Raw genomic sequence first — 26,120 nt, 5'->3', positions numbered from 1 at the left:
GACATTATAACAAAGCGTCAGCCCCCTGCAGCAGCCGGTCCATCAGCCGGTCCGCCGCTTCCGGGATGACCGTGCCGGGTGGGAATATTTCAGTGGCGCCTGCCTGCCGGACTGCATCGTAATCCTGCGGCGGGATGACGCCGCCGGCGACGATCAGCATGTCGTCGCGGCCGAGCTTCTTCAGTGCAAGCTTGAGTTCGGGAATGAGCGTCAAATGGCCTGCTGCCAGCGACGACGCGCCGACGACGTGCACGTCATGCTCGACCGCCAGCCTGGCGATCTCGTCCGGCGTCTGGAACATCGGCCCGACGGTGACGTCGAAGCCGAGGTCGGCAAAGGCGGTGGCGATCACTTTCTGGCCGCGATCATGGCCGTCTTGCCCCATCTTGGCGACCAGAATGCGCGGCTTGCCGCCGGACTTCTCCTCGAACGCTACGATCTTGTCCTGCAGCCGGTCGACCACTGGATTGTCGCCGAGCGCGTTGCGGTAGACGCCGGAGATCGTCTGCACCGAGGCGACATGGCGGCCGAAAACCTTTTCCAGCGCCAGCGAAATCTCGCCGACCGTGGCGTTGGCGCGTGCGGCCCGGATGGCGAATTCCAGCAGGTTTTCGTTACTCCCGGCAGCACGGGTCAGCGCATCGAGCGCGCTCTCGACGGCGGCGACGTCACGCGTGCCTTTCAGCCGCTGCAGCTTCGACAATTGCCGTGCCCTGACTTCGGCATTGTCGATCCTTAGTACGTCGACATCGATATCCGTCCCAGGCCGGTGGGCATTGACACCGACCACGATCTGTTCGCCTGAATCGATGCGCGCCTGGGTGCGCGCGGCAGCCTCTTCGATGCGCAGCTTCGGTAGGCCCTTTTCGATCGCCGCGGCCATGCCGCCGAGGCTCTCGACCTCCTCGATATGCGCAAGCGCACGCGCCGCCAGATCATGCGTCAGCCGTTCGAGATAGGCGGAGCCGCCCCACGGATCGATGATGCGCGTCGTGCCGGATTCCTTCTGCAGGATGAGCTGTGTGTTGCGGGCGATGCGGGCCGAATGGTCGGTCGGCAGCGCCATTGCCTCGTCGAAGGAATTGGTGTGCAGCGACTGCGTATGCCCTTGAGTCGCCGCCATCGCCTCGATCATGGTGCGGATGATGTTGTTGTAGGGATCCTGCGCCGTCAGCGACCAGCCCGAAGTCTGGCAATGGGTGCGCAGTGACAGCGAGCGCTCGTCCTTCGGCGAAAAGTTCTTCAGCATCAGGCTGGCCCACAAAAGGCGCGCTGCTCTCAGCTTCGCGACTTCCATGAAGAAATTCATGCCGATCGCCCAGAAGAAGGAAAGGCGCGGCGCGAAACGGTCGATGTCGAGGCCGGCCGCGACGCCGGCGCGGGCATATTCGATACCGTCGGCAATCGTGTAGGCGAGTTCAAGGTCCGCCGTCGCTCCCGCCTCCTGCATGTGGTAGCCGGAGATCGAGATCGAATTGAACTTCGGCATGTGCTTCGACGTGTAGGAAAAAATGTCCGACACGATCCGCATCGAAGGTTTTGGCGGATAGATGTAGGTGTTGCGCACCATGAACTCTTTCAGGATGTCGTTCTGAATGGTCCCAGTGAGGTCCTTCTGCGCAACGCCCTGTTCCTCCGCCGCGACGATATAGAGCGCCATGATCGGCAGCACCGCGCCGTTCATCGTCATCGATACCGTCATCTCGTTAAGCGGGATGCCATCGAACAGCTGGCGCATGTCGAGAATGGAATCGATGGCGACGCCGGCCATGCCGACATCGCCGGCGACGCGCGGATGGTCGCTGTCGTAGCCGCGATGCGTGGCGAGATCGAAGGCGACCGACAGGCCTTTCTGGCCGGCGGCAAGGTTGCGCCGGTAGAAGGCGTTGGATTCCTCTGCCGTCGAGAAGCCGGCATATTGCCGGATCGTCCAGGGTTGCTGGACATACATCGTCGGATAGGGGCCGCGCACGAAGGGCGGCAGGCCCGGATAGGTATCGAGATGCGGCAAGCCCTTGAGATCGCCCTGGTTGTAGAGATGCTTGACGGCGATGCCTTCCGGCGTCATCCGCTGACCTTTGACCTCGACCGGCACCCGCCGCGGCGGCGACCAGCCGATCTGGCTGAAATCCGGGATCATGGTACGGCTCCGATCGACTGATCGATGCGGATCGGAAACAGCGGCTCGCACACCGCAACGCCTTCGGTGAAGGCAGGCCGCCGCTCCGCCGCCAGCGTCTCGACAGGACGCTCGGTTTTCGAGGGGTGCAGCGTCGTGCCGACGATCGCCCGTTCGCCCGCCTGGTAGGCTGCGTTGCGGCGGGCGGAAGCTGCCTGGACGCGTCTCTGGATGTGGCCTTGTTCGAGGCTGGACAGCACGCCGCCTTCCGCCTCGATCTGCTGGAACTCCTGCCAGGCCGCCGCGCAGAGCTCCGCAGTCAGCGCTTCGACGGCGCCCGAACCGCAAGCCGGATCGGCGACGTGGTCGATGTGGCCCTCATTGGCCATGATCAGTTGCGCGTTGCGGGCAACGCGGCGGGCAAAACTCGCAGGCAGGCCGTGCGCGATCGTGTGCGGCAGGATGGCGATCGAATCCGCGCCGCCGGCGGCAGCCGCAAAAGCGGCAATGGTGGTGCGCAGGATGTTGGTTTCCGGGTCGGCCGCCGTCATCATCTGGAAGGAAGTTTCGGCATGGATGCTGGCGGTGGAGGGCGGTATCGAGCAGGCCTCCTGGACACGCGCCCACAGCCTGCGCAACGCCCTGACCTTGGCCATCGACACGAACTGGTCCTGGTCGACGCTCAGCGCAAAGCCGATATGCGGCGCCGCATAGACAAGCGGCTGGCGCGCCTTCTCGAACAGCCTCAGATAGGAGACGGCCGACGCGAGCATGGTGCCAAGCTCCTGCGCCTCGGTGGCGCCGGCATTGTGGAATACCCGCCCGTCCGCTTCCAGCAGGACACCGGGCACACCCATCGAAAAGAAATGCGCCAGCGACTGCGGCATCGAAGCCTGCAAAGCCTCGATCGACATGCGCAGCCTACCGGTCCCGGCAAAGATCGCCGCCGGATCGATGCCGAAGGAGAGATTGAGCTTTGCCGGGTCGGAGCGGCGCTTGGTCAAAAACGCCACCAGCCAGTCGGCCACGGCGCGGCTCCAGGGATGGGCGTCGATGCGGATCTGGATGCGGTTGAGCGGCACGCCGTCGAGTACACCCTCCAGCGCCTCCGCCGTCCTCGGCAAGCCGTAGCCGAAGGCGTTCGGCGCACCTTCGAAGACAAGCGACAGTCCGGTAGCACCCTGCGCGACGTCTTCCAGCGCCTGCGCACTGGCGCGGCCTATGTCCGGATCGTCGATACGCTGGCTGACGATCCACGGTGATTCCGGGTTGGCGCGCACGACAGGCTCGGCGGTTACCGAACGCTCGTAGAGCGGCTCGATGCGGATGGCGTCGTCCGTATGCGAGACGAGCTTTTCCTCGAAGGACCCGCCGGCCAGCGCCTTCTCTGCCAGCGCCAACCATCGTTGCCGGTCGACGTTCGGAAGTTCGGCATCCTGGGTCAAGGCACCGGCGCCCATCGGTTCTCCTCGTTCTAGCGGCCGCAGCGGCCGACTATGTCAGTCTACGGTCCCCGGCCCGATATCACAATGCAGCACACATGCCGTGCAACACGCCTTCCGTGATGGTGACCGTCAACCGATTGCCAAACATGGGCAGGTTCCGCAAGCTCCAAAAGCCATTTTCGACGACGCCCATTGTCGCTGTGCAATGGCCTCACTATACCTGCGGCGGGGCTCCCTTTTCTTCAAGGGATCAGGGCATTCAACCCTATAGGTTTGCGGAGACCGGACACATAGCCGACGACACCAGTATCTTCATAGGAGCCAGCCGCAAGCCGGACGACAGCTATCAGCGGCCCGAACGGCTTTTGCTGCAATATGGAAATCGTCACGGCCTGGTCACCGGCGCGACCGGCACCGGCAAGACGGTGACCCTGCAAATATTGGCCGAGGGTTTCTCCAATGCCGGCGTGCCGGTATTCTGCGCCGACATCAAGGGCGACCTGTCGGGTATCGCCATGATGGGCACAGCGCAGGATTTCCTGGTCAAGCGGGCCGAGCAGGTCAAGCTCGATCCCTATGAGTTCCAGGAATTCCCGGTCATCTTCTGGGATCTGTTCGGCGAGCAGGGCCACCCGATCCGCGCCACCATCTCGGAGATGGGGCCGCTGCTTCTGTCGCGGCTGATGAACCTTTCCGAGGCACAGGAAGGCATTATGAACATCGTCTTCCGCATCGCCGACGAGGAAGGCCTTTTGCTGCTCGACTTGAAGGACCTGCAGTCACTGCTTGCCAACATCGCCGACCGCGCCGAAGAGATCGGCGCCCGCTACGGCAATGTGACGAAACCTTCGGTCGGCGCCATCCAGCGCACGCTGCTGGTCCTGGAGCAGCAGGGCGCTGCCAATTTCTTCGGCGAGCCGGCATTGCGGATCGCCGACATCATGCGCACCACGCGCGATGGACGCGGCGCCATCAGCGTGCTCGCCGCCGACAAGCTGATGATGAATCCGCGGCTCTATGCGACGTTCCTTCTGTGGCTGATGTCGGAACTGTTCGAGGAACTGCCCGAGGTCGGCGACCCGGACAAGCCGAAGCTGGTCTTTTTCTTCGACGAGGCGCACCTTCTGTTCGACGACGCGCCGAAGGTGCTGGTCGACCGGGTCGAACAGGTGGTCCGGCTGATCCGCTCGAAGGGCGTCGGCGTTTATTTCGTCACGCAAAATCCGCTGGATATCCCTGAAACGGTGCTGGCCCAGTTGGGCAACCGCGTGCAGCACGCACTTCGTGCCTATACGCCGCGCGAACAGAAGGCCGTCAAGACAGCGGCCGAGACGTTCAGGCCCAATCCCGATTTCGACTGCGCAACCGTGATCACGCAGCTCGGCACCGGCGAGGCGCTGGTCTCGACGCTGGAAGCCAAGGGCGTGCCGTCCATGGTACAGCGGACGCTGATCCGCCCGCCATCGTCGCGCCTTGGCCCGATCACGCCCGAAGAGCGCCGCAAGCTGATCACTGAGAGCCCGGTTGCGGGACAATACGACCAGACCGTCGACCGCGAATCGGCTTTCGAGATGCTGCAGAAAAAGGCCAAGGACGCCCAGGAGGCGCAAGCGCAGCAGCAGGAGAGCGGCCGTTCGCGCTGGACCATTCCCGGCTTCGGCAACGACGATCCCCAGCCGACCGGCGGCCGCCGCGCGCCGCGGCCCTCCAACCGCCAGACGGTGGCGGAGGCGGCGATCAAATCCGTCGTGCGCTCGGTCGGCTCGTCGGTCGGACGAGCGATCGTGCGGGGTATTCTGGGGAGTTTGGCCAGGGGGCGATGAGGCAGGGCGAAGGTCAGCTTCGCGCCAGGAGCGGTCATTGCCGCGCAGATCACTCTAAATTCGCATTTGGGGCGAGACCAAAATGGCAGCTTTACATAAAAAAGGGAGAAGCAGACGCACGTCCATCATCTCACCATGACTTCCCGTACAAGAGCCCGGCGCGGTAGAAATGATTTGTTTGGTAGCAGGTCGCCTTCGACCTATCGCTGCCGCGCCGGAAGGCAGAAGCTCAGCTAGACAATCTGGTTGACCTTCCATCCGACGAGATAGAGAATGTCGAACGTCCCCTTGATCGCCTGCTGTCCGCCGACAACGACCTTGGCCGCCATTTTCAGAGTAGCCGAGATGCCGAGGCTGACCAGCTTCTCCAGTTCGGCCGAGCCCTTGAGTTCGCGCGCCAGATCGCCGGAAAGCTCGCCGCTTTCATTGACCTGGAGCGTGATCTCGATCGATTTCTTCTCGATCTCGGCGATCCCGCGAAGGCGGATGACGCTCGACCCTTGCGGGAATTTGAGGTCGTCCACATTCGAGTCCAGCTCCACGGGGAAATTGTTCGCAACCGAGCGCAGCGGGAGCTGGTAGGTCTTTTCCTTGAGCGCGAAGCCGTCGATGTCGAGTCCGGGGATGTTGACGGAAAATTGATCGGTGAACGGCTCGATCTCCGTCGCGATCATCGAGATGCCGACCGTTCGGCCCTGAGCACGATATTGTCCCATTTGACGATCTGGTTCGACGCGAACGGGGTTGGGTTGAGCAGCGTCGACTCCTCGCCCGCCACGAAGACCTCGCCCACATAGGACGCCTTCATCGGCTTCTTGGTGATCTCTTTGCCCTGCCATTCGGAGTTAAGCGATACGGTCCATTTCTTGCCCTTGGCCCAGTCATTCTCGATGACCTGCTTGCGGACGATGGCCTGCTGTGCCGGCGGCAGGAAGCCGGTCGCGGCCTTGAGCTTCTTGGTGCCGTTATCGATCTGATCGCTCTCCACTTGCTGGGGGGTGCGCGCGGGGGGTTCAGGACGAGGGGTAGGCTGGCTGGGCGGTGGCGCCGGCGGACCCGAAGGCGTCGCGCCCGCGCCTGGCGCTGCCCCGCCACCGCCTGGACCGCCTCCGCCCCCGACCGCCGCCTTTTGCGCCTGCACCGCCACCTCGGCGATCTTCACGCTGTTGTCGGACAGGGTCTTGAGGAGGTCGGCGACCTGCGCCTGGCCAGACATGTCGCGGAAGATGTTGGCGGTGGCGAGCACGCCCAGCGCCGCGCCGAGGCCGGCCGGATCGGGCGCAGGCGACGGATTGACGATGTTGACGAGCGACTGTGGAAAGGCGGTCGGCACCACGCCCGCGTCCTGCGGGCTTGGCGTGACGGGGGTGACCGGCGCTATCTCCGGCGCCTGGATCGGGATCGGGTGCTCGTCCCATTTCCAGAAGCGGGTGTTGTCGATCTCTTCCGAGACGTTGCAATGGCCCAGCTTGCCTTCGGCGAAGACTCCGCGGGTCGGCAGGGTGATCAGCCGCTCCGACTTGGCTGTGGCGAGCGGCAATCGCTCGATCACCGAAGCCCGGTCGGCATCGCTCATCGCGGCCAGCTGGTCCGCGGCGCGCTGGCGCTGCGCGGGGTCGGTGCCGTTCAGCGCCGCGGCGATATCGACCACCAGAGTGTCGTCGATGCCCGACAGGGGCTTGACCAGCGGATAGGCGACATAGCTGCCGAACACTTCGAGCGGGATCGGCTCGACGTGATCGTCCATCGTCGTGGGGGCCCAGGGCACGGCTTCGAACTGGCGGGCTATCGCGTTCACGTCGGTGCCGAGCTGCACGGCCGAGGCGTAGTGGTCGAGGTGCCCCACGACATGGTCCTTGAGCCGCTTGATCTGGTACGATTCCTCCAGCGACAAGCTGCGGTCGGGTGACAGGACGGGACCGATCGGCGGGGGCGGTGGACCTGGGCGCTTGATATCGGAAAAGGCCTGGGACCCGGGTTCGGAATCGTCGATGAACAGGTTTACATCGTTCTTCCCGGGGGGCGTCAGGTCCACGACAAAGCCGAAGCGGTCCCATGCCCTGATCGAGAGGGCGTCAATCCGCCATGAACTGTCATCTCCCCACTTCTCGAATTGAAAACCGATCACCTGCGCCCACGGGATTCGAAGCGAAGGCCCGTCCACGGCCTGGCCGGCCAGCTTGAGGAACGTGAACTGTTCCTGGTCGGTGTCCATACGCTCGCCGCTGTTGATGTTGTGCGCGGCATAGTCCGGCCCGGCGTCGCTCGATCCCTTGTAGACGTAGTGCAGCTCGTGCAGCTTGCTGCGCGCATGGTCGTCGGCCGTGATCACGTAGACGGTGATGTTCTCGGTAGCTTGTTCGCTGGACCAGATGCCGATCTGGAACAGCTCCAGCTCGACGTTCCCCTCCCACCACGGATCGGGCGGATCGAAGTTGGGATCGATCTTCTGGACGACTTGGTGGTTGGCGATCGCATCGCGTTTCTCGATCGCGTCGAACCCGGCCTTCAGGGTCGGATCGAGCAGCGCCGGTTCGAGCAGGTGGCGATGCTTGACCAGGGCCGCCTCGTCCAGCGCCGCCAACCGCTCGGGAAGCTTGGCCAGCACGGCCGGACGCCGCCGCACCCATTCCACTGTCACCCGGTAGTGTCGGAGCACTTCGTAGTAGAGCACGGTCAGCGTGTGGCTGTGGTTGTAATTGGAGAAGGTGCGGGTCTGGATGCTCTCCTTCTCCTCCTGCCGCGCCTGGATCACCACGGTCGAATTGAGCTCGCGTTGGGCCGAGCTGGCCTGGGTGAAACTGTCATTGACCCGCTGGACGTTCTCCGCGGCCAGATCGCGGCTGCCCGAGCTGGTCGCGGTCGATCCGCCCAGACTCCAGGTATTACCCACCGCCGCGCCAAGCCCCAGCCCGCCGGTGCCCGCGCCACCGCTGGCGCCCGAGGACCCCGCCGCGCCGCCCATGAAGGAGGAGCCTTTCTGGAGTTCCTTCAGCCCGGCCTTGACCGTTTCCGTGATTGTTCGGTCGCGGTGCGTCTGGTGTAGCACTTCTTCGGTGAGGCTGGTGGTCTCGTCGCGCTTGGCGAGGCTGTCCCATGACCAGTCGAGAACCGCGAGCCGGACCGTCTCGCCCGGCGCCAGTGGCAGGCTGTAGAGAATCTCGCCGAGCGAATGGCCGAGCGCGTACCAGGAGACCTTATACTCATCGACATAAGCGGCCCGATACCCCGCCTGGGCCGGCAGTCCGAACCCGGCCGGCGCGTCGGTGAGGCGCACCACCTGGCCCAGCACGAATTGCTGGAGCGCGAGGCTGGCCGGAAACAACTCCTCGCATCCGCCTTCGCCGACCAGCGACTTGGGGCTGGCAGCGAACGAAGCGGGCGACAGCCGCCAATCTGTCAGACCCGGATTCTGGAGCGCGCGCGGGCCCATATTGGCGATGGCAGGCGGGAGCGTGTGCCACACCATGGTGATGCGGGCGACGATCGCGTCGAGAGCGAACCGCGCCTGCGCCAGCACTTCGTGGCGGCCGGACTCGCCATAGGGGTAGACCCAGACTGCGAGCTTGAGGACCGCATCGGGATCGTCCCGCCGCGCCGCGATCGCCTCGGCCAGCAGCAGCTTCACTTGGGGCCGCAGCCGGGTGAGGTCGAACGAAGCATAGCCGACATGATCGGTGGTGAGCACGCCGAGCGGCTCGGCCCAGATCGGGGCGGTTTCTTTGGGACTATCTGCCAGCGCGAGATCGAAGCGCGGCGCGAACTCGCGGATCGATGCGAGCAGCAGCCCGGGCAACCGCGCCGGATCGATAGCGGCCATGTTCGCGGCGCTGTCATCGCGCAGCACGTCCTTGAAGACCTGCTCGAACAGCTCCCGGGTCTTTTCGAGGTCGAATAGAGACGCCAGGCTGGCATCGGTTAGCGCCTGGCCGAGCGCGGAGAGGGCGGCGGCCTCGACCCGGTCCCGGACCGCGCCGGTCGCGCTCGGATCGGTAGCGTTCAGGGCCGCGCGGATCGGTTCCCGCAGCCTTTCGTCGGCTGGCGCGCGCGGCGGCAAGATACGTGGCACCGCGATCTCGGCATAGAGAGGCAGTCGCTGGACTGGATTCCCGTTCTCCGGGTCAGTGACGAAAATGGCGAGATGGGTCGGTGGTAACGGCGCAAGCGACGGCATCGGATAATCCCCCTCAGTGATTTCCGCTCGCGAGACGTACCACATCTGGCGACGTGCTCACATTGCAAAAAGACGCAGTGCAGCAAATAAATCAGCCCTGAAAATAGTTATATCGGTCGCCGTATTCTAAAACTGGGGATGGGTTCTCTACTTGGTATTCGTGCCATTCCGATGGTCGCGCCAGTAACGAGCCGCCCTAGACGCGTGGCTGGTCGTGTGTAAGGTACGTTCCTGTCGGAGTGTTTCTTGAATCGAAGGCGGTCCGCGACCGAATCTTTGAAACCGCGAACGAGACCGGCCGCTTTCCGGCAATCGCCTTTGGCCCCTATGTCGGAGCGATTGCGGCGCAGATCTGCCGTTGGCACGCTGACGGTGGACGTCGCGTTCGGTCATAGATTACCGCATAGCGCAAAAGGTTCTTGGTTAGGCAGCTATCTGACCGGAAGCCAGCCAGAGCGGCGAAAGCCCGCCGCCCCTGCGCTTTCGACCAGCTCAGAAGATCGAATTTGTGATCGATTTTATCGGGCCGAGCAGGATCGATCCTTCCGGCACGCCGGCGTCGATCGGAATGGCTTTGCGGTTTGCTGTCGCCACCATCGGCTGGCCGATATCGGCCGTCACCACGACCGGGGTCTTGTTCGGCACACGATCGTAGAGATCGATAATGTCCTGGTTCATCAGGCGAACACAGCCGGACGACACCGACTTGCCGATCGACCTCCATTCCGGCGAACCATGCAAGCGGTAGAGCGTGTCCTGGTTGCCCTGGAAGAGATAGAGCGCCCGCGCGCCTAGCGGGTTCTTGAGCCCCCCCGGCATGCCGCCATTATCGGCGCTGTACGGCTTCAACTCCGGCTGCCGCGCTATCATTTCGTCTGGCGGCGTCCATTTCGGCCATTTCTGCTTCCATTGGACCACGGCATCGCCCGACCATTCGAAGCCGGCGCGGCCGAGCCCAACGCCATAGCGGATCGCCTGGCCGCCCGGGCGCACCAGATAGAGGAAGTGATTGGTCGTGTCGACGACGATGGTGCCCGGCTGCTGGCCGGTCGGATCGTCAACGATCTGGCGCAGGAACTGCGGGTCGATCTTGTCGACCGGTATGGCCGGCAGCTCGAAGCCGCCATCCGACATCGGCCCATACATCGTCAGATAGTCGCCGAGCGCCGGCTCGACATAGGTCGGCGGCGGTGGCTCGGCCGGCTGTTGCGACAGCGTAGTGCAACTGGAGACCGCGACCGAGGCGGCGCCAAGGGCTGCGGCGTTGAGGAAACCGCGACGGCTCAGGCGCAGAGAGGACGATGGGGGTGTGAACATGATTGCCTTTTTTAAGTCTCAAATCGCAACAAAGCATAAATGCGTCCGGTTGCGCGCAGGTGCTCGAGCACTGCCCGGCGCGATAGGCGGTTCCAATTCTGGCCGCAGGGTGGACAAACAAAGGCAAAGCTGTGACTGGATCGTCACTGTTGCGCCGAGGCAACATGTCCGGCATCAAACCCCGGAGATCAGACCTTCGAGTGACGGCAGGATCAGGGCCGGTGGAAAATCCCGGTATTCCTCTGGCTGGTTCGTGCGGTTGATCCACACCGTCCGGAAGCCGAATTTGGTGGCGCCGGCGACGTCCCAGCGGTTGGAGGACTGGAAAGAGACAGCGCCTGGATAGAGGCGCCAGCCCGTGGTGACCATATCGTAGACCGACGGATCGGTCTTGAAGCGCCTGACGCTGTCGACGGAAAAGACGTCGTCCAGGACCTGGTCGAGCGCGGCGGACTTGACGGCCGCCTCCAGCATTTCAGGCGAACCGTTGGATAGGATCGCCAGCCTTGCTCCCGATGCCTTGAGCGCTTTGAGCACGGCCGGCACCTCCGGATAGCAGTCCAGCCGCCAATAGGCTTCGAGCAGCTTCGCCTTCAGCCCGGCATCCGCGGATGGAACCTTGCGCAGGGCGAAATCGAGAGCCTGCTCGGTGAGCTGCCAAAAATCGGCATAGGCTCCCATCAGCGTCCTGACCCAGGAATATTCCAGCTGCTTGGCGCGCCATATCTCGGACAGTAACTGGCCGTCCGGCCCGATCTGGTCGGCGTGACGGCGCACGGCCGCGTGCACGTCGAACAGGGTGCCATAGGCATCGAAAACGTAAGCCGCATGGTGCATGCAACAGTTTTGAGGCTGCGCAAGGCAAGGCGCAAGCGCTGATTGCAGTCCGCCAGCCCGCTGGCCTCAACAAATCTCAGCCAAGCCGGTTGACGGCGGCCGCCAAAGCATCTTCCAATGCGCCGCAACAAGCATCGAACGGAACCTGGCAATGACACTGGCGACTGCGGCGCAATCCGCGACATGGACCTTCGTCGACGGCGACTGGTACGAGGGCAACGTTGCCATCCTAGGGCCGCGCAGCCACGCCATGTGGCTCGGCACCAGCGTATTCGACGGCGCCCGCTGGTTCGAGGGCGTCGCCCCCGATCTCGATCGCCATGCAGCAAGGGTGAACGCCTCGGCGATCGCGCTCGGCCTGAAGCCGACGATGAGCACCGACAAGATCGTCGGCCTGACCTGGGATGGGCTGAAGAAGTTCGACGGCAAGACGGCGGTCTACATCAGGCCAATGTATTGGGCCGAGCATGGCGGCTATATGGGCGTGCCGGCCGACCCGGCCTCGACGCGTTTCTGCCTTTGCCTCTACGAATCGCCGATGATCTCGCCGGCGGGGTTTTCGGTGACGGTGTCGCCGTTCCGGCGCCCGACCATCGAAACCATGCCGACCAACGCCAAGGCCGGCTGCCTTTATCCCAACAACGGCCGGGCCATCCTCGAAGCCAAGATGCGCGGCTTCGACAATGCGCTCGTGCTCGATATGCTGGGCAATGTCGCCGAGACCGGCACCTCGAATATTTTCCTGGTCAAGGACGGCCATGTCCTGACGCCGGCGCCGAACGGCACCTTCCTGTCCGGCATTACCCGCGCGCGCACCATGGCCCTGCTTGGCGAATATGGGTTCACGACGACGGAAAAGACGCTGTCGATCCGCGATTTCCTGGAGGCGGACGAAATCTTCTCGACCGGAAACCACTCGAAAGTGGTGCCGGTCACCCGTATCGAGGATCGCAATCTGCAGCCCGGACCGGTGGCCAAGAAGGCGCGCGAACTCTATTGGGAATGGGCGCATTCGACTTCGCCCGGCTGACCCGCTAAAAAGCGGCCGACGCTTCGTTTCCGGAGTTGTTCCAGACCAATCCAGTCCTATGTTAGTCCGGTATCGACACCGGATTTTTTCACGAGGGAGTACGACCGATGGCTTTTGAATTGCCCGCTTTGCCCTATGACTACGAGGCCTTGCAGCCTTACATGTCCAAGGAAACGCTGGAATATCACCACGACAAGCACCACAAGGCCTATGTCGACAACGGCAACAAGCTGGCCGCCGAAGCGGGCATGGGCGATTTGTCGGTCGAAGAGGCAGTCAAACAGTCCTTCGGCAAGAATGCGGGCCTCTTCAACAATGCCGCCCAGCACTACAATCACATCCATTTCTGGAAATGGATGAAGAAGGGCGGCGGCGGCAACAAGCTGCCGGGCGCCTTGCAAAAGGCGATCGACAGCGATCTTGGCGGCTACGACAAGTTCAAGGCCGACTTCATCGCCGCCGGCACCACCCAGTTCGGTTCGGGCTGGGCCTGGGTCTCGGTCAAGGACGGCAAGCTGGCGATCTCGAAGACGCCGAATGGCGAGAACCCGCTCGTCCATGGCGCGACGCCGATCCTCGGCGTCGATGTCTGGGAACATTCCTACTACATTGATTATCGCAACGCCCGGCCGAAATATCTCGAAGCCTTCGTCGACAGTCTCATCAACTGGGACTATGTGCTCGAACTCTACGAAAAGGCCTGATCCGTTCCAGAAAGCCCCGGCAGAACCGGGGCTTTTCTTTTTCAGCATCAGAACGACAGCTGCAAAAATTTCACGCAAGCGTGAGGCGAAGCGTCGGAATTTTTTAGCCATCCTTGCCGTTTGTCATCGGGGTGGGACCGCATCCTGAATTGCCTTCAACATGGAGCCAAGTGAATGAGAAAGCTTATCCTCGCCATCTCGATGCTCGCCTTCGCCGGTTCGGCGGCATTTGCCGACCCGGTCGCTGACCGGCAGGCCCTGATGAAGGAACGTGGCAAGATCGCCGCCGGCTTGTCGAAAGTGGTCAAGGGCGAGACGCCCTACGACGCAGCTTCGGTGCTGACGGCGTTGCAGGCACTGCAGGCCAATGCCGAGAAATTCCATGCCGGCGTCGACACGCTTTTCCCGGCCGGCAGCAACACCGGCGACACCACGGCGTCCCCAAAAATCTGGCAGGACATGGCCGGTTTCAAGACGGCTGAAGGCAAGTACCTCGCCGACGTCAAGGCGGCGGTCGCCGCAGCACCGGCGGATGCCGAGGCGTTGAAGGCACAGTTCAACACCATCGGCGGCGACTGCGGCACCTGCCATAAGGGCTACAGGGTGAAAAAAGGCTAATCCCGGCCGATGCCCTTGCTGAAGGAGCTCGTCGGCGCCGCCCTCGTTCTGGGCGGCGTCGCCGCGATTGCCGGCTGGTTCCTGTCGGCTCCGGTCAGGCTCGATGCCGCAACGCTGGCTGAGCTTGGTCCTGGCGACGCCACCAGGGGCAAGCGCATCTTCTACGCCGGCGGCTGCACATCATGTCATGCCAAGCCCGCCTCGCAAGGTGACGCCCGCCTTCAGCTGGTCGGCGGCCTTGAACTCAAGACGCCATTCGGCACCTTCGTTCCGCCGAACATCTCGCAAGATACCAGGGATGGCATCGGCGCCTGGTCGGTCGAGGACTTTGCCAACGCCATGCTGAAGGGCGTGTCACCGTCGGGCGAGCATCTCTATCCGGCATTTCCCTATACTTCCTACGCGCGCATGAAGCCGGCCGACATTGCCGATCTCTATGCATTCCTGAAGACGTTACCCGCGGTCGCCGGCAAGGCGCCCGCCAATTCGCTGGGATTTCCGTTCAATGTCCGACGCGGTCTTGGCTTGTGGAAGCTGCTCTATCTGAGCGACCAGCCGGTCGTTTCCTTTCCCGACGGCACATCGGATCCGGTGTTGACAGGCCGCTACCTAGTCGAAGGCCCCGGCCATTGCGGCGAATGCCACACGCCGCGGGACCTTACCGGCGGCACCAGGAAGAGCCAATGGCTGGCAGGTGCCGCCGCCGCCGAAGGCAGCGGCATCGTGCCGAACGTCACGTCGGGCGAGGGCGGCATCGCCGACTGGTCCGAAGCCGACATCGCCAACTATCTCGAAACCGGCTTCACGCCGGACTTCGATACGGTCGGCGGCGCAATGGTCGATGTGCAACGGAACATGGCCGTGCTGACCCCGGAGGACCGCTCGGCGATCGCCGCCTATCTGAAAGCCGTGCCGCCGCATCCCAACGGCTATCCGGCTCGCAAGAAGCCGTCGAGCTGATCCGGGAACCCTGGGAGTCACGAGGCGCATTGCAAACGTCTGCGTATTAGGTGACTTGAATACTCAAGTATCATAGGCGCTTCGGCTGGTTTTCTGGTGGTCCGAAGCTTCTCATGCCCTCTATCGACCTTGTGCCCGAAATCGCCCGTGGCGAGAGTCGCACGGCGCTTCTGTTTGCCGACGGGCGAGCGCTCTCTTATGCGGAACTCAACAGCCGTACGCTGCGCTTCGCCACGCAGCTGGGACAAGGAGAAAAGCTGCTCGTTGCCATCTCGGCCGAAGCCTCGGAGCATGTGGTTGTCGCTTATCTCGGGGCCCTGCGGGCGGGCCACGCGGTGGCCATGATGCCGCCTTGCGACGAGAGGCTGTGGAATGATTTTCTAGCGGCCTTCCAGCCGGATTTCACTTTCCGGCCAGCCGATGGCCGCTGGCGTCTCATCAAAGAGACTCGTCCCAGGAGGGACGCGCAGCCGTTGCACCCCGATCTCGCGCTGCTGCTTATGACATCCGGTAGCTCGGGCGCTGCCAAGGCGGTACGGCTTTCCTACGGCAATCTCGAAGCCAATGCGCGCTCGATCGCAGCCTATCTCGAACTATCGTCCGCCGACCGGGCCGCTTTGGTCCTGCCACTCCATTATTCCTATGGGCTGTCGGTCCTCAATTCCCATCTGATTGCCGGCGGCAGCGTGCTCTTTCCTGGCGTGTCGGTCATGAACGGCGATTTCCTCGGGGTGATCGGCGACGCCGGCTGCACAAATTTTTCCGGCGTACCGTACTCCTACGAACTCCTGGAGAGGGCGCGCTTCCGCGCCGCCGAGCTCAAGGCGCTACGCATGATGACAGTGGCGGGCGGACAACTCAGATCCGACCTTGTCCGCCTCTACCGAGACCACATGCACGCCAAGAGCGGCCGCTTCTTCGTCATGTATGGCCAGACCGAGGCGACGGCGCGCATTGCTTTCGTCCCGCCGGAAAGCCTTTCCGACAGCGAGGAGCGGATCGGCATAGCCATCCCCGGAGGCAGCCTTGGCCTTGTCGATGCCGAAGGAAAGCCGATTAGCCAATCGGGCACTCCTGGGGAACTTGTCTATCGCGGCCCAAACGTGATGATGGGGTATGGCGATCGGCGCTGTGACCTCGCACGCGGCGCCGAGCTCGAGGCACTGAATACTGGCGATATTGCCATGCGGGACGAACAGGGTTTCTTCCGCATCGTCGGGCGCAAGAGCCGCTTCGCCAAGGTTGCAGGCCTCAGGATCGGCTTCGACATCATGGAGCAGGCGCTGGGGCGGGCGGGTATCGCTGCCGCGGTCCTCGGTGACGATGATGGGCTGCAGGCCTATGTGATCGACGTAGACACGACCGGAAGGGCGCAGTGCATCCTCGCCGAGGCCAGTCGTCTCCCGGCCAACCTGGTTTGCGTTGCTGCGCGCGAGAACTTTCCCAGGCTTGCTTCGGGCAAGATTGACTATGCATGCCTTGAGCAGGAGAGGCTGAAAAGGCGGACGGAGGTCCGCTCAGAGACGGGCAGCGTGCTTGGTGCTTATAGCCGCGTATTCTATCCACTGACCGTTGGCTGCAACGACAGTTTCGTCACGCTCGGCGGGGATTCCCTCCGCTTCCTGCAGTTGATCATGGAACTCGAACGCCTTGATGTTCACTTGCCGGACGGCTGGGAACACCTGAGCATCGCCGAACTTGGCAACCGCAGTGGGAGATGGCCCTTCAAGCGCAAAGAGGCACGCGGATTGCCGACCGAGTTGGTGCTAAGGGTGATGGCAATCCTGCTGGTGGTGGTACATCACGAGACGCTCTGGCCTATTCCCGGCGGCTCCGGCGTTATGATGCTGCTCGCCGGCTTCAGCCTGGCCCGCTTCCAGTCAACCCATTTCCTAACCGGTCGATTCCGACACGCGCTAAGGCCTGCGATCGACGTCCTGATCCCCTATTTCCTCATTGTCGCGGCCTATGCAGTCGCCTGGCAGGCGGTTCCTTGGGCCTCGATGACGCTTACAGGTAATTTCGGCTATGCCGAGCCGGAGCGCCACGAGATGATTCCCTATCTTTACTGGTTCATCGAGGCCTATGCGCAGACCCTTCTCGTCTTCTCCCTCATCTTCGCGGTGCCGGCCGCGCGCAGGTTGGCGCAGGTGCGACCCTTCGCCTTCTCGCTCGGCCTGCTGGGGCTTGCCGTCGCTGCGCGTTTTTCCATCCCCCCGTTCGTCGACATCGGCAACCGCCAGATCTTTACGATCTACTGGGTCTTCCACCTCGCCGTCTTCGGTTGGTGTGCCGGTTTTGCCGACAATCCGGCAAGAAGGCTCATTTTGACGGCGTTCGCCGCGGCAGTGCTGGGCTATCTCGCTCTCTGGGAGACAGTTTGGCTCGGCACAACGGTCAAGTATCTAACCATTTTCGCGGCGCTTCTGGCTGTTCTTTACGTGCCGCGTGTTCGCTTGCCGGGCGGGGTGGGCCGTGTGGTGACGCTGATTGCTGTCTCTGCCTTTCCTATCTATCTGTCGCACCGCTTCGTGCTGGCGCCCGTGGCAAGCACGCTACCCGCTCCGTTCTTTCATCTGCTGGCGATTACGGGCGGCATTGGCATCGGTATCGTCGCCGGCAAGGCCTGGGCAAGTCTTCGTAACCTGCTCAGCAGATCTGCGATGGGACGCCAGCCGGAATTGCACTCGGTCTAGCGGTCGCCGAGGAAGTCGAAGCCGGTTTCGAAGAAGTGATTGTAATCGCAGGTCATTTCCTCGCCGGGCGCAATGTCGCGCAAGGCATAGGTCTCCTCCGGCTGCGAGACGTCGCAATTCGGGTCGTCGGCATGGTTCATGTAGCGCGCATCGTCGGCCTCGAAGACGATGTAGTTCGGGTCGCGCCGGTCCGGGTAGGCGTAGCGGTCGAGATAGGTTTTCACCGGCCCGGTTTCCCGTTCGTAGGCCGCCACCTCGATGCGGCGGTCGTATTTCGGGTCGAGCTTCCAGACCAGCGTGCCGCGGAGAATATGGTTCTTGGCAAAGACGCCGATGCCCTGGATGGGCGATTTGTCGAGATAGACATCGACGAGCAACATAGCAGATCCCTGGGTGATTGAGTGTTGGCGGCGGCTTTGAACAGGCCGCGCACTGGGTAGCGCGCGGCCTTTGCAATTGCGAGCGGAAAATCAGGCGTCGGGCCGGGCTGCAGCGGCAAGCTCGGCCTTGCCTGTCACCTTGAGCGCGAAGGCGTAGGTGAAGGCGATTTCCTCCAGCCTGGAAAACCGGCCGGAGGCGCCGGCATGGCCCGAATCCATGTTGATCTTGAACAGCACCGGATTCTCACCTGTCTTGCGGTCGCGCAACCGTGCCACCCATTTGGCCGGCTCCCAGTAGGTGACGCGCGGGTCGGTCAGGCCAGCCAGCGCCAGGATCGGCGGATAGTCGAGTGCGGCGACATTGTCGTAGGGCGAATAGGCGGCGATGGTCCGGTAATCCTCCGCCGAGGCGATCGGATTGCCCCATTCCGGCCATTCCGGCGGCGTCAGCGGCAGGCTGGCGTCGAGCATGGTGGTGAGCACGTCGACGAAGGGAACCTCGGCGACGATGCCGCCGAAGCATTGCGGCGCCATGTTGGCGACCGCGCCCATCAGCATGCCGCCGGCCGAACCGCCTTGCGCGACGATGCGATCATGCGCGGTGTAGCGTTCAACGACGAGGTGCTGGGCGACCGCGATGAAATCGGTGAACGTGTTCATCTTGTTCGCCCGCTTGCCGTCGTCGTACCAGCCATAGCCCTTGTCCTTGCCGCCGCGAACATGGGCTATCGCGTAGACAAAGCCGCGGTCGACCAGCGAAAACAGATTGGTGTTGAACGCGGCCGGCACGGTGATGCCATACGAGCCGTAGCCGTAAAGCAGGCAAGGTGCCGACCCGTCGAGCGGTGTGTCGCGGTGGTGGAGGAGCGAGATCGGCACCAGTTCGCCGTCGGCGGCAGGCGCCATCAGCCGGCGCGTGACATAGTGCTCGGGGTCGTGGCCGGACGGCACTTCCTGGGTCTTGAGCAGCACCCGCTCGCGGGTGCGCATGTTGTAATCGAAGACCTGCGCCGGGGTCGTCATCGACGAATAGGAAAAGCGCATGATCTCGGTGTCGTATTCGTAGGAGCCGGACAGGCCGAGCGAGAAGGCTTCTTCGTCGAAGGAGATCAGGTGCTCCTCGCCGCTCTTGCGGTCGCGTACGACGATGCGTGGCAGGCCTTCCTTGCGCTCGAGCCGGACCATGTGGTCCTTGAAGCCGATCACCGAAAGGATCAGCCGGCCCGCTTCGTGCGGCACCAGTTCCTGCCAGTTGGCGCGCACCGGATCATGGGCCGGCGCCGTCATGATCTTGAAGTCCTTGGCGCCGTCGGCATTGGTGAGGATGAAGAAGATGTCGCCGCCTTCCTCGAGCTCGTACTGCAGGCCGGTCTGGCGCGCCGCAACCAGCTTCGGCTCTGCGAACGGGTCGTTGGCGTTCATGATGCGGTATTCCGACGTCTCATGGTCGTTGATGCCGATCATGATCCACTCGTTGGAGCGTGTGCCGCCGACATCCATGAAGAAGCCCGGATCGGTTTCCTCGTAGATCAGCCGGTCGTTTTCAGGACTGTCGCCAAGCGCATGGAACAGCACTTTGGAAGGACGGTGGTTGGGGTCGAGGCGGGTGTAGAAAAAGCCGTCATTGCCGGCATCCCACACACCGCCGCCGCCGGTGTCCGGGACCCTGTCCGCCAGATCGTTGCCGCCGGCGAGATCGCGGACGCGCAGCGTGTAGAATTCGGAACCCTTGTCGTCGAAGGCCCAGAGCAGCTTGCTGTGGTCGTCCGAATGATCGACGCCGCCCAGGCGGAAATAGGGCTTGCCCTCGGCCTCGGCATCGCCGTCGAGCAAGATCTGCTTGTCGCCGCCGTCGCGCGCCGTGCGGAAATAACGCGGCTGCTGGCCGCCAAGCTTGAAGGAGGAGCCGTAGGCGTAGGGCCCATCCGTCATCGGCACGGAAGAATCGTCTTCCTTGATGCGTCCCTTCATTTCCGCGAAAAGCTGCTTCTGCATTTGGACCGTATCGGCCATCAGCGCCGCCTGGTAAGCATTCTCGGCTTCGAGGTGGGCGCGGATTTGGCCGTCGAGCAGGGACGGATCCCTGAACATCTCTTGCCAATTGGTGGCCCTCAGCCAGGCATAATCGCCCGTCCGCGTCATGCCGTGATGCGTGTCGAAGATCGGCCGCTTCTCCGGCTGCGGTGGGGTGGCGGTCGGAAACACTGGGGTTTTGGTCATTACGTCTCGCTATGGAAGTTACTTGAATGGCGAATGAACACGCCGATCAGCGCGGGTTCAAGGGCTACGATCTATTGTCGTGGTGCCTTCAGAAGATGGGCGGAGGAGAGGACAATGAATATTTTTTCTCGGACTGCCGCAGCCCTCGCCGTCGCTGCGATGACCCTGGCCAATGCCGGTCAATCACATGCAACTGCCTTTGCGGCTTGGCAAGTGGCCAATGTGCCGTTCGGCGACACGCTCAACGTGCGCAAATATCCTTCAGGAACCTCGCAGAAGCAGGCCGCCTATCCCAACGGGACGGTGCTGCAGATGACCGGCAAATGCACCGGTGGGATAAACCTGCTCGATCTCGCCCACCATTCGTACTGGCAGCAGAAACAGAAGATCCGCCATCACTGGTGCCAAGTCTGGCACGATCCGGCACAGAACGGCCAGTTCGTCACCGGCTGGGTCTACGGGAAATACATCACCCCGTTTCAGTGACGCAGCACGCCGCTCCGGCCGAAGGCTCACGAGCAACAGTAACGCTTCTCAACCTATGATTTTACTGAATCCGCCGATTGGCCAGGCTGTAATGCTGCCGGCAGGATCAAGCATTGAGCTCTATTTACCTGCTGCCGTCTGTGTAATGGCTGCTTGCCGCGGCGTCAGTCGATGCTGGTCTGACCAGAAAAAACGGCAAAGTTACACTCTGCACGAAAGAGTGAAGCTGAATATGAAAGATTTGACTTGCATCGCTGAATAGACCGCAAGAAGCGAATTGACTTACTTGGCGCCCAGGCCCATTAAGATACCGCGACGCGAATCGCGGAGGCTTTTTCCTGCACAAGTTCGCGCGATGCCCAGCCTATCAGAACGGGCGCAAACAGAAACAATTCTCGTTGGGGCCTGAACGCCATGGATATTACCGAAACACCTTCCAGAAACAGTGACGCGCTGATCGAGCTCACCGCCGACGTGGTGGCCGCCTATGTCAGCAATAATCCCGTGCCGGTCGGCGAATTGCCGAACCTCATCGCCGATGTCCATGCCGCTCTCGGGCGCGTCGGCGGGGCCGCCGAGCAGCCGCCTGCTGACAAGCAGAAGCCGGCGGTAAATCCGAAGCGTTCGGTGCATGACGACTACATTATCTGTCTCGAAGACGGCAAGAAGTTCAAGTCGCTCAAGCGTCACTTGATGACCCACTATGATCTGACGCCGGACCAGTATCGCGAAAAGTGGAACCTGGACCCGAGCTATCCGATGGTTGCGCCCAATTATGCGGCCGCCCGTTCGCAGCTCGCCAAGAAGATGGGTCTCGGCCGCAAGCGCAAGGGACGCTGACAAGCGGCTCTTCCGGTTTGACACTCAAACGGCGCCCGCGGGCGCCGTTTTGTATTATGGGGTCAAGGTCGAACCCGCCACGCTGCCGGCAACTGCCGTCCGGTCAGGCGGTCTGCTTCAGCGCTGCCTCGGCGTCACGCTTGATGCGCTTGACCATCGAGCGAAGACCATTGGCGCGCTGCGGCGACAGGTGCTCGTCAAGTCCGAGCGCCTTTAGCGTTGCCTCTGCGTCAGTCCTCTGGATTTCGCTGGCCGGCCGTCTCGAAAACAGCGCCAGCATGATGGCGACCAGGCCGCGCACGATATGGGCGTCGGAATCCCCCTTGAAGGTGATAACGGGATCGCCGCCTTCGCCCTGTTCGGTGGTCAACCAGACCTGGCTGACGCAGCCGGGCACCTTGTTGGCCGGTATGCGTTGCTCGTCGGGAAACGGCGGCAGCGCTTCACCCAGTTCAATCACATAGCGATAGCGGTCTTCCCACTCGTCGAGCAGGGAAAAGTCGTCGCGGATGGTCTGGATCGTCGTCGTCATTCCCCGGATATAGTCATCCGGCGCTGCCACGTCACGGAAAAAGAGGAGAAACGCCGCAGGTGCCGGGCGCGGGGAGCTTTACGGTTTGGCGATGAATTCGGCCGAAACAGTCTCAGTTCTTTGCCGGCAAGTGCACTTTCAGCGGCAAATCGACTTTCGCCGGCAAGACGATTTCCTCGGGCACGCTGCCGGTGGTCGTCACCGTATCGGGTTCAGCGGCCTTGTCGTCCAGCATGGCGGCCGCGATCTTGGCGGTCTCCTTTGCCCGGGCGGTGATGGTGTGCATTGCCGATTTGCCGGTCTCGCAAACGTCCGGCTTGCGCTCGCAGATGCCGGCGATGTCGCCGACGGCTTCGCGCGCGGCAAACAGCGCCTGGAGCGGCCCGACGCTTTCGCGGCCCGCATCATCGGAGCCGACACCCAGCGGCAGCGCCAAAAGCACCAGCGAAAACCAGAAAGCAGCTCTTATCAGAAAGCCCATCTGTCTGTCCTTTATGACGGTCATGCATTCGAACCGCACGACCCTTGTACCGCGATATTGGCACAGACGCGCAAAGGACGGCTTGTCTCGAAAGCAACAGTTTTCCTCAAATTTTAGGCAGATTCGAAACGAAGCGTTTTGAAGTTCATTAGCCTCGAAAGGCTCAGATTTTATTCAGCAAATGATAACCATCCAACCGCTTGTTTTTCCTCGTTATTTTTTGCATTGGTGACAGTTTGATGCCATCGGCCGCAACGTCAGGCGCGGGCGGTCCGGATAACGCTCCGTTTACTATGGCGGCAATTGCCCCGGTTTTTCCCCGCCGGTATCCCGATATTTGCAGCCTGCCGGGGGACGATCGGCCCAGCCTTATCCATTCCTTAAACGCTGGATGCGAGTTTCGGATCGACAAAAGCCGCCTGCAAAGCAGGGCCGTTCACGACCGGGTGCGTTGAGTTGAGTGCGATCAAGGCCAGATACGCCGAGTTGCCAGGCGCGATAGCCGCCGGTTGCGAACGGATGGTTCATCCGTCCGTCCTCGGTCAGAGCGATCGTCGCCACCACAGCCGGTTCATTGGCGTCATGCTGGCGGCTCCTTTCTTCAGCGCGGGTGCAGCGGTGACGCTGGTCACGTCGGGCATGGGGGCGGCCGTTACTGTTGCTGCGATCTTTGCGGCGTTCGGCCTTTGCTGGTTCGCCGCCCTGCTGGTGGCTGCATCGGGCAAGATGACCCTGGCCGGCCAACTCGCCGTGGTCGTCGGCAGCGTTGCGCTCGGTGCCCTTATCGCTGCTGCCGGCGGTCTGGCATCGCCGGTTGCCGTGCTCGCGGTGGCGCTGCCGTTTGAAGCCTGGTGGATCGGCCAGTCGCGCCGGGCCGTGATCTGGGGTGCCATATCGGCCCTTGTCGCAGTCCTGCTGCAGCCTTTCGCCGGTTCCGTCTTGCCGCTCGGCCAGACCGAAATCGCCGTATGGCACTGGCTGGTACCACTGGCCTGGGCGCTGACGCTCATTCCGCGTATCGCTCCGCTTCGTGGCGCTGCCAACGCACAGCTCGATCCGGCCGGCAGCGACCGGCTCGAAGACCTGATCGATGCCGTCGTGCTGCGAATCGCGGCGCATGGCGAGGTTCTGGACGCCTCGGCCAAGGCACGCACTATGCTGAGGCTGCCGCCGGAGCTGCTTTTCGGCACCGGACTTTTCGATCGCGTCCATCTGTCTGATCGCGTCCCGTACCTCAGTGCGCTGGCCGATATGCGCGATGGCGCCCTGTCGCGCCGGCTCGACCTTCGCGTCCGGCTGCCGCAGAACAGCGGCGTGACAGCCGACAATTACCAGCCATTCTCGCTCGAGATGATGCGCGCGCCGGGGCAGGAGACTGTCTTCACGCTCGTTCTGCGCGAAAACGATGAAGTGGCCGGACTGCGCCAGGAGCTTGCCGCAGCCAATGAGGCGGCTGCCTCCGCCGAGGTGGCGAAAGGACGCTTCCTTGCCGTCGTCAGCCACGAGCTGCGCACCCCGCTCAATGCCATTATCGGTTTTTCCGACATGCTGCTGCACGAGATGTTCGGCAGCTTCAAGGATCCTCGCCAGAAGGAATATGTCGGCTTGGTCAGGGATTCGGGCCAGCACCTGCTTGCCGTCGTCACCTCGATACTCGACGTATCGCGGATCGAATCGGGCGCCTACGCGACCGAACCGGAACCGTTCCGCTTCCGCGAAGCAGTCGAGATGTGCCAGTCGATGATGCGCCTGCAAGCCGAGGCAAAGACCATCGATCTGCAGGCCCAGATTGCGCCGGACGCAGGCGAAATAAATGCCGACCGGCGCGCAGTGCAGCAGATCCTGATCAATCTCGTCTCCAACGCGATCAAGTTCACGCCCGAAGGCGGCAATGTCGTCATCGGCGCCAAGCGGATCGGCTCGCGGCTGCATTTCTGGGTCCGGGACACCGGCATCGGCATCGCCGAGGAAGATTTCGCCAATCTCGGCAAGCCGTTCATGCAGATCCAGAACGACTATACCCGCCGTTTCGAAGGCACAGGGCTCGGGCTTTCGCTGGTGAAGGGGCTGGTGGCGCTGCACGAGGGCACCATGTCGATCGAAAGCATGCCGGGCGAGGGCACCACGGTGACGATCAGCCTTCCCGTGAGCGGCCCGACGGGCCGCTCGACGGAGAAGACTGGCGTGGTGCCGATGTCCGCAGCCAAAGCCAGAGCGGACGGTGGCAAAGGGGAGAGCAATGGGTCGCTCCGCAAAACAGCCTAAGGCGGTCAAACGCCGCGGCAATGCCTTCGAGCACGGAGCGATGGCGCTGGGCAGCCTGATCTCGCGCAATCCTGTTGTGGTCGGCGGCTCCACCGCATTCCTGGTGACGCTGTTCTACGTCTCGGCGAACGCTCTTTGGTACCAGCCCTTTCCCCATGCCGGCGCGTTTTTCGTCACCAGGAGCATCGAGCGCTTTCCCCGGGCGGAGAGCGACGAGCCCGAAACAACCATCAATATCGTGCGTCCGGCCGCTGCGCCGATCAAGAGCGACCCGGTCGTCGAACAGGTCCAGGGCATCTTGAAGGATCTCGATTTCTATTCCGGCACCGTCGACGGCATTCCCGGACCGAATACGCGCAAGGCCATCCAGGCCTATCAGCAGAAGGTCGGATTGAATGCCTCCGGCGAGATCGACGGCGTCCTGCTGGATCAACTGGGCGCCACGCCAAAGACCGCGGCCGTGGTTCCGCGTCCGGTGCCGCGGCCGGTCGAAACGGCCGCTGCTCCGGCCGCCATTCCGGTATCCGCACCGGCAAATGCGGCAGCGCAAACGCCTGATCCCCGCATCGTCAAGATCCAGGCCGGACTGAAAGCGTTCGGCAATGACGACATGCAATTGGATGGCGTCGTAGGCGCGCGCACCAAGGCCGCGATCAAGGAATTCCAGGCGCTGTTCGGCCTGCCCGAGACCGGCGAGCCCGACGAGATCGTCTACGTCAAGATGCGCGAGATCGGCCTGACCAACTGAGGGTCGTGACGGCCGCTTGGCGGTCGGCTCGGCAAAGACCGTTTACGGTCTTCCGGCCGATGCTGTAAGGACCGCCGCATGTCCAGGAATTTTTTATGCGCGTAACCACCGATCTGTGGGTGTCGGCGCTGTTGCGCCGGGTTTTCAGTGCCGGCGGCTTTGCCGCCGTGGTCAAGCGCGGCGCGACGGAAGCCGGCGCGGTTTTCGTGCTGGCGCGTGGCAGGCTGGGGGAGATGGCGCTGTTCGGGCCGGCGCCGCAGACGAGCTACGATTCGGCCAGGCCGGACGACCGCTTTTTCAGCCTGCTCGGCGAAGGCGACGATGCCGCCATCTTCGACGCGCGGCTGGAGCGCGAGAATAGATTCGATCCGGATATCTGGGTGGTCGAAATCGAGGCGGGCGCCATTCCCGTTGAGGAGCTTATCTCGGTCAAGACGTCGTAACG

Annotated in this window: 21 protein-coding genes; 11 read left to right on the top strand and 10 right to left on the bottom strand. The window is 62.8% G+C overall.

Annotated elements, in window-relative coordinates; all coding sequences use genetic code 11:
* Positions 1–4: 4 nt before the first annotated feature.
* Both scpA and NKH23_RS15585 read right to left on the bottom strand, forming a co-directional pair.
* Positions 5–2,140 (bottom strand): methylmalonyl-CoA mutase, encoded by a 2,136-nt coding sequence (scpA, locus tag NKH23_RS15590; RefSeq protein ID WP_352914488.1) that lies wholly within the window; start codon positions 2,138–2,140, stop codon positions 5–7.
* Positions 2,137–3,579 (bottom strand): methylmalonyl-CoA mutase subunit beta, encoded by a 1,443-nt coding sequence (locus NKH23_RS15585; protein WP_352914491.1) that lies wholly within the window; start codon positions 3,577–3,579, stop codon positions 2,137–2,139. Before NKH23_RS15585 ends, scpA begins: the two co-directional genes overlap by 4 nt.
* A gap of 275 nt (positions 3,580–3,854) precedes the next feature.
* On the opposite strand from NKH23_RS15585, the gene NKH23_RS15580 reads away from it, so the two are divergent.
* A complete protein-coding gene (locus NKH23_RS15580) occupies positions 3,855–5,387 on the top strand; it encodes a helicase HerA-like C-terminal domain-containing protein (RefSeq protein WP_352977618.1) in 1,533 nt (510 codons plus the stop codon).
* Positions 5,388–5,620: 233 nt separating this feature from the next.
* Here the strand turns inward: NKH23_RS15580 and NKH23_RS15575 are convergent, their stop codons facing one another.
* The 4 genes from NKH23_RS15575 to NKH23_RS15560 form a co-directional block, all read right to left on the bottom strand.
* Positions 5,621–6,103: a hypothetical protein gene (locus NKH23_RS15575; protein WP_352914496.1), complete on the bottom strand. Its 483-nt coding sequence runs from the start codon at positions 6,101–6,103 to the stop codon at positions 5,621–5,623.
* Positions 6,058–9,561, bottom strand: coding sequence for a hypothetical protein (locus tag NKH23_RS15570; protein WP_353035028.1), 3,504 nt, complete (start codon positions 9,559–9,561; stop codon positions 6,058–6,060). The genes NKH23_RS15575 and NKH23_RS15570 overlap by 46 nt, the downstream gene beginning before the upstream one ends.
* Positions 9,562–10,053: 492 nt before the next feature.
* Complete coding sequence (locus tag NKH23_RS15565; RefSeq protein WP_352721255.1) at positions 10,054–10,878, bottom strand: L,D-transpeptidase; 825 nt, start codon at positions 10,876–10,878, stop codon at positions 10,054–10,056.
* A 174-nt stretch (positions 10,879–11,052) separates the two neighbouring features.
* Positions 11,053–11,715, bottom strand: coding sequence for a haloacid dehalogenase type II (locus tag NKH23_RS15560; protein WP_292658470.1), 663 nt, complete (start codon positions 11,713–11,715; stop codon positions 11,053–11,055).
* Between the two features lie 151 nt (positions 11,716–11,866).
* On the opposite strand from NKH23_RS15560, the gene NKH23_RS15555 reads away from it, so the two are divergent.
* The 5 genes from NKH23_RS15555 (at position 11,867) to NKH23_RS15535 (ending at position 17,723) form a co-directional block, all read left to right on the top strand.
* Positions 11,867–12,745 (top strand): branched-chain amino acid aminotransferase, encoded by an 879-nt coding sequence (locus NKH23_RS15555; protein ID WP_292658468.1) that lies wholly within the window; start codon positions 11,867–11,869, stop codon positions 12,743–12,745.
* A gap of 107 nt (positions 12,746–12,852) precedes the next feature.
* Positions 12,853–13,449 carry a superoxide dismutase gene (locus NKH23_RS15550; RefSeq protein WP_292658465.1) on the top strand — a complete coding sequence of 199 codons (597 nt, stop codon included), beginning with the start codon at positions 12,853–12,855 and terminating at the stop codon, positions 13,447–13,449.
* A gap of 174 nt (positions 13,450–13,623) precedes the next feature.
* Entirely contained in the window at positions 13,624–14,067 is a 444-nt protein-coding gene (locus NKH23_RS15545) for a c-type cytochrome (RefSeq protein ID WP_352914504.1), read from the top strand.
* A gap of 9 nt (positions 14,068–14,076) precedes the next feature.
* On the top strand, positions 14,077–15,027 hold the full coding sequence (locus NKH23_RS15540) for a cytochrome c (RefSeq protein WP_352721260.1): 951 nt from the start codon (positions 14,077–14,079) through the stop codon (positions 15,025–15,027).
* 113 nt (positions 15,028–15,140) lie between these two features.
* Complete coding sequence (locus NKH23_RS15535) at positions 15,141–17,723, top strand: AMP-binding protein (RefSeq protein ID WP_352914506.1); 2,583 nt, start codon at positions 15,141–15,143, stop codon at positions 17,721–17,723.
* Here the strand turns inward: NKH23_RS15535 and NKH23_RS15530 are convergent.
* Positions 17,720–18,103, bottom strand: coding sequence for an SET domain-containing protein (locus NKH23_RS15530; RefSeq protein ID WP_352914508.1), 384 nt, complete (start codon positions 18,101–18,103; stop codon positions 17,720–17,722). The genes NKH23_RS15535 and NKH23_RS15530 overlap by 4 nt on opposite strands.
* Before the next feature lie 90 nt (positions 18,104–18,193).
* Positions 18,194–20,323 carry a S9 family peptidase gene (locus tag NKH23_RS15525; protein ID WP_353035026.1) on the bottom strand — a complete coding sequence of 710 codons (2,130 nt, stop codon included), beginning with the start codon at positions 20,321–20,323 and terminating at the stop codon, positions 18,194–18,196.
* Between the two features lie 114 nt (positions 20,324–20,437).
* Between NKH23_RS15525 and NKH23_RS15520 the strand changes: the two genes are divergently transcribed.
* Both NKH23_RS15520 and NKH23_RS15515 read left to right on the top strand, forming a co-directional pair.
* The gene (locus NKH23_RS15520; RefSeq protein WP_352914513.1) at positions 20,438–20,809 is read left to right on the top strand and encodes an SH3 domain-containing protein; all 372 of its coding nucleotides are present in this window, start codon (positions 20,438–20,440) and stop codon (positions 20,807–20,809) included.
* 414 nt (positions 20,810–21,223) lie between these two features.
* The gene (locus NKH23_RS15515; RefSeq protein ID WP_023677844.1) at positions 21,224–21,649 is read left to right on the top strand and encodes a Ros/MucR family transcriptional regulator; all 426 of its coding nucleotides are present in this window, start codon (positions 21,224–21,226) and stop codon (positions 21,647–21,649) included.
* Between the two features lie 103 nt (positions 21,650–21,752).
* On the opposite strand, the gene NKH23_RS15510 is transcribed toward NKH23_RS15515, so the two are convergent.
* The gene (locus NKH23_RS15510; RefSeq protein WP_352468926.1) at positions 21,753–22,181 is read right to left on the bottom strand and encodes a SufE family protein; all 429 of its coding nucleotides are present in this window, start codon (positions 22,179–22,181) and stop codon (positions 21,753–21,755) included.
* Positions 22,182–22,293: 112 nt separating this feature from the next.
* Positions 22,294–22,662, bottom strand: coding sequence for a DUF5330 domain-containing protein (locus NKH23_RS15505; protein ID WP_352914651.1), 369 nt, complete (start codon positions 22,660–22,662; stop codon positions 22,294–22,296).
* Between the two features lie 519 nt (positions 22,663–23,181).
* On the opposite strand from NKH23_RS15505, the gene NKH23_RS15500 reads away from it, so the two are divergent.
* The 3 genes from NKH23_RS15500 (at position 23,182) to NKH23_RS15490 (ending at position 26,118) form a co-directional block, all read left to right on the top strand.
* Positions 23,182–24,927, top strand: coding sequence for an ATP-binding protein (locus NKH23_RS15500; protein WP_352914653.1), 1,746 nt, complete (start codon positions 23,182–23,184; stop codon positions 24,925–24,927).
* A complete protein-coding gene (locus tag NKH23_RS15495; RefSeq protein WP_352717386.1) occupies positions 24,902–25,675 on the top strand; it encodes a peptidoglycan-binding domain-containing protein in 774 nt (257 codons plus the stop codon). Before NKH23_RS15500 ends, NKH23_RS15495 begins: the two co-directional genes overlap by 26 nt.
* A gap of 95 nt (positions 25,676–25,770) precedes the next feature.
* On the top strand, positions 25,771–26,118 hold the full coding sequence (locus NKH23_RS15490; RefSeq protein WP_352914516.1) for a DUF1491 family protein: 348 nt from the start codon (positions 25,771–25,773) through the stop codon (positions 26,116–26,118).
* Positions 26,119–26,120: the final 2 nt, after the last annotated feature.

The sequence above is a fragment of the Mesorhizobium sp. M1328 genome (assembly GCF_040318075.1).
Classification (GTDB): Bacteria; Pseudomonadota; Alphaproteobacteria; order Rhizobiales; family Rhizobiaceae; genus Mesorhizobium.
Note: the sequence above shows the minus strand (reverse complement) of the source record. Positions and strands in the feature narration are given on the sequence as shown.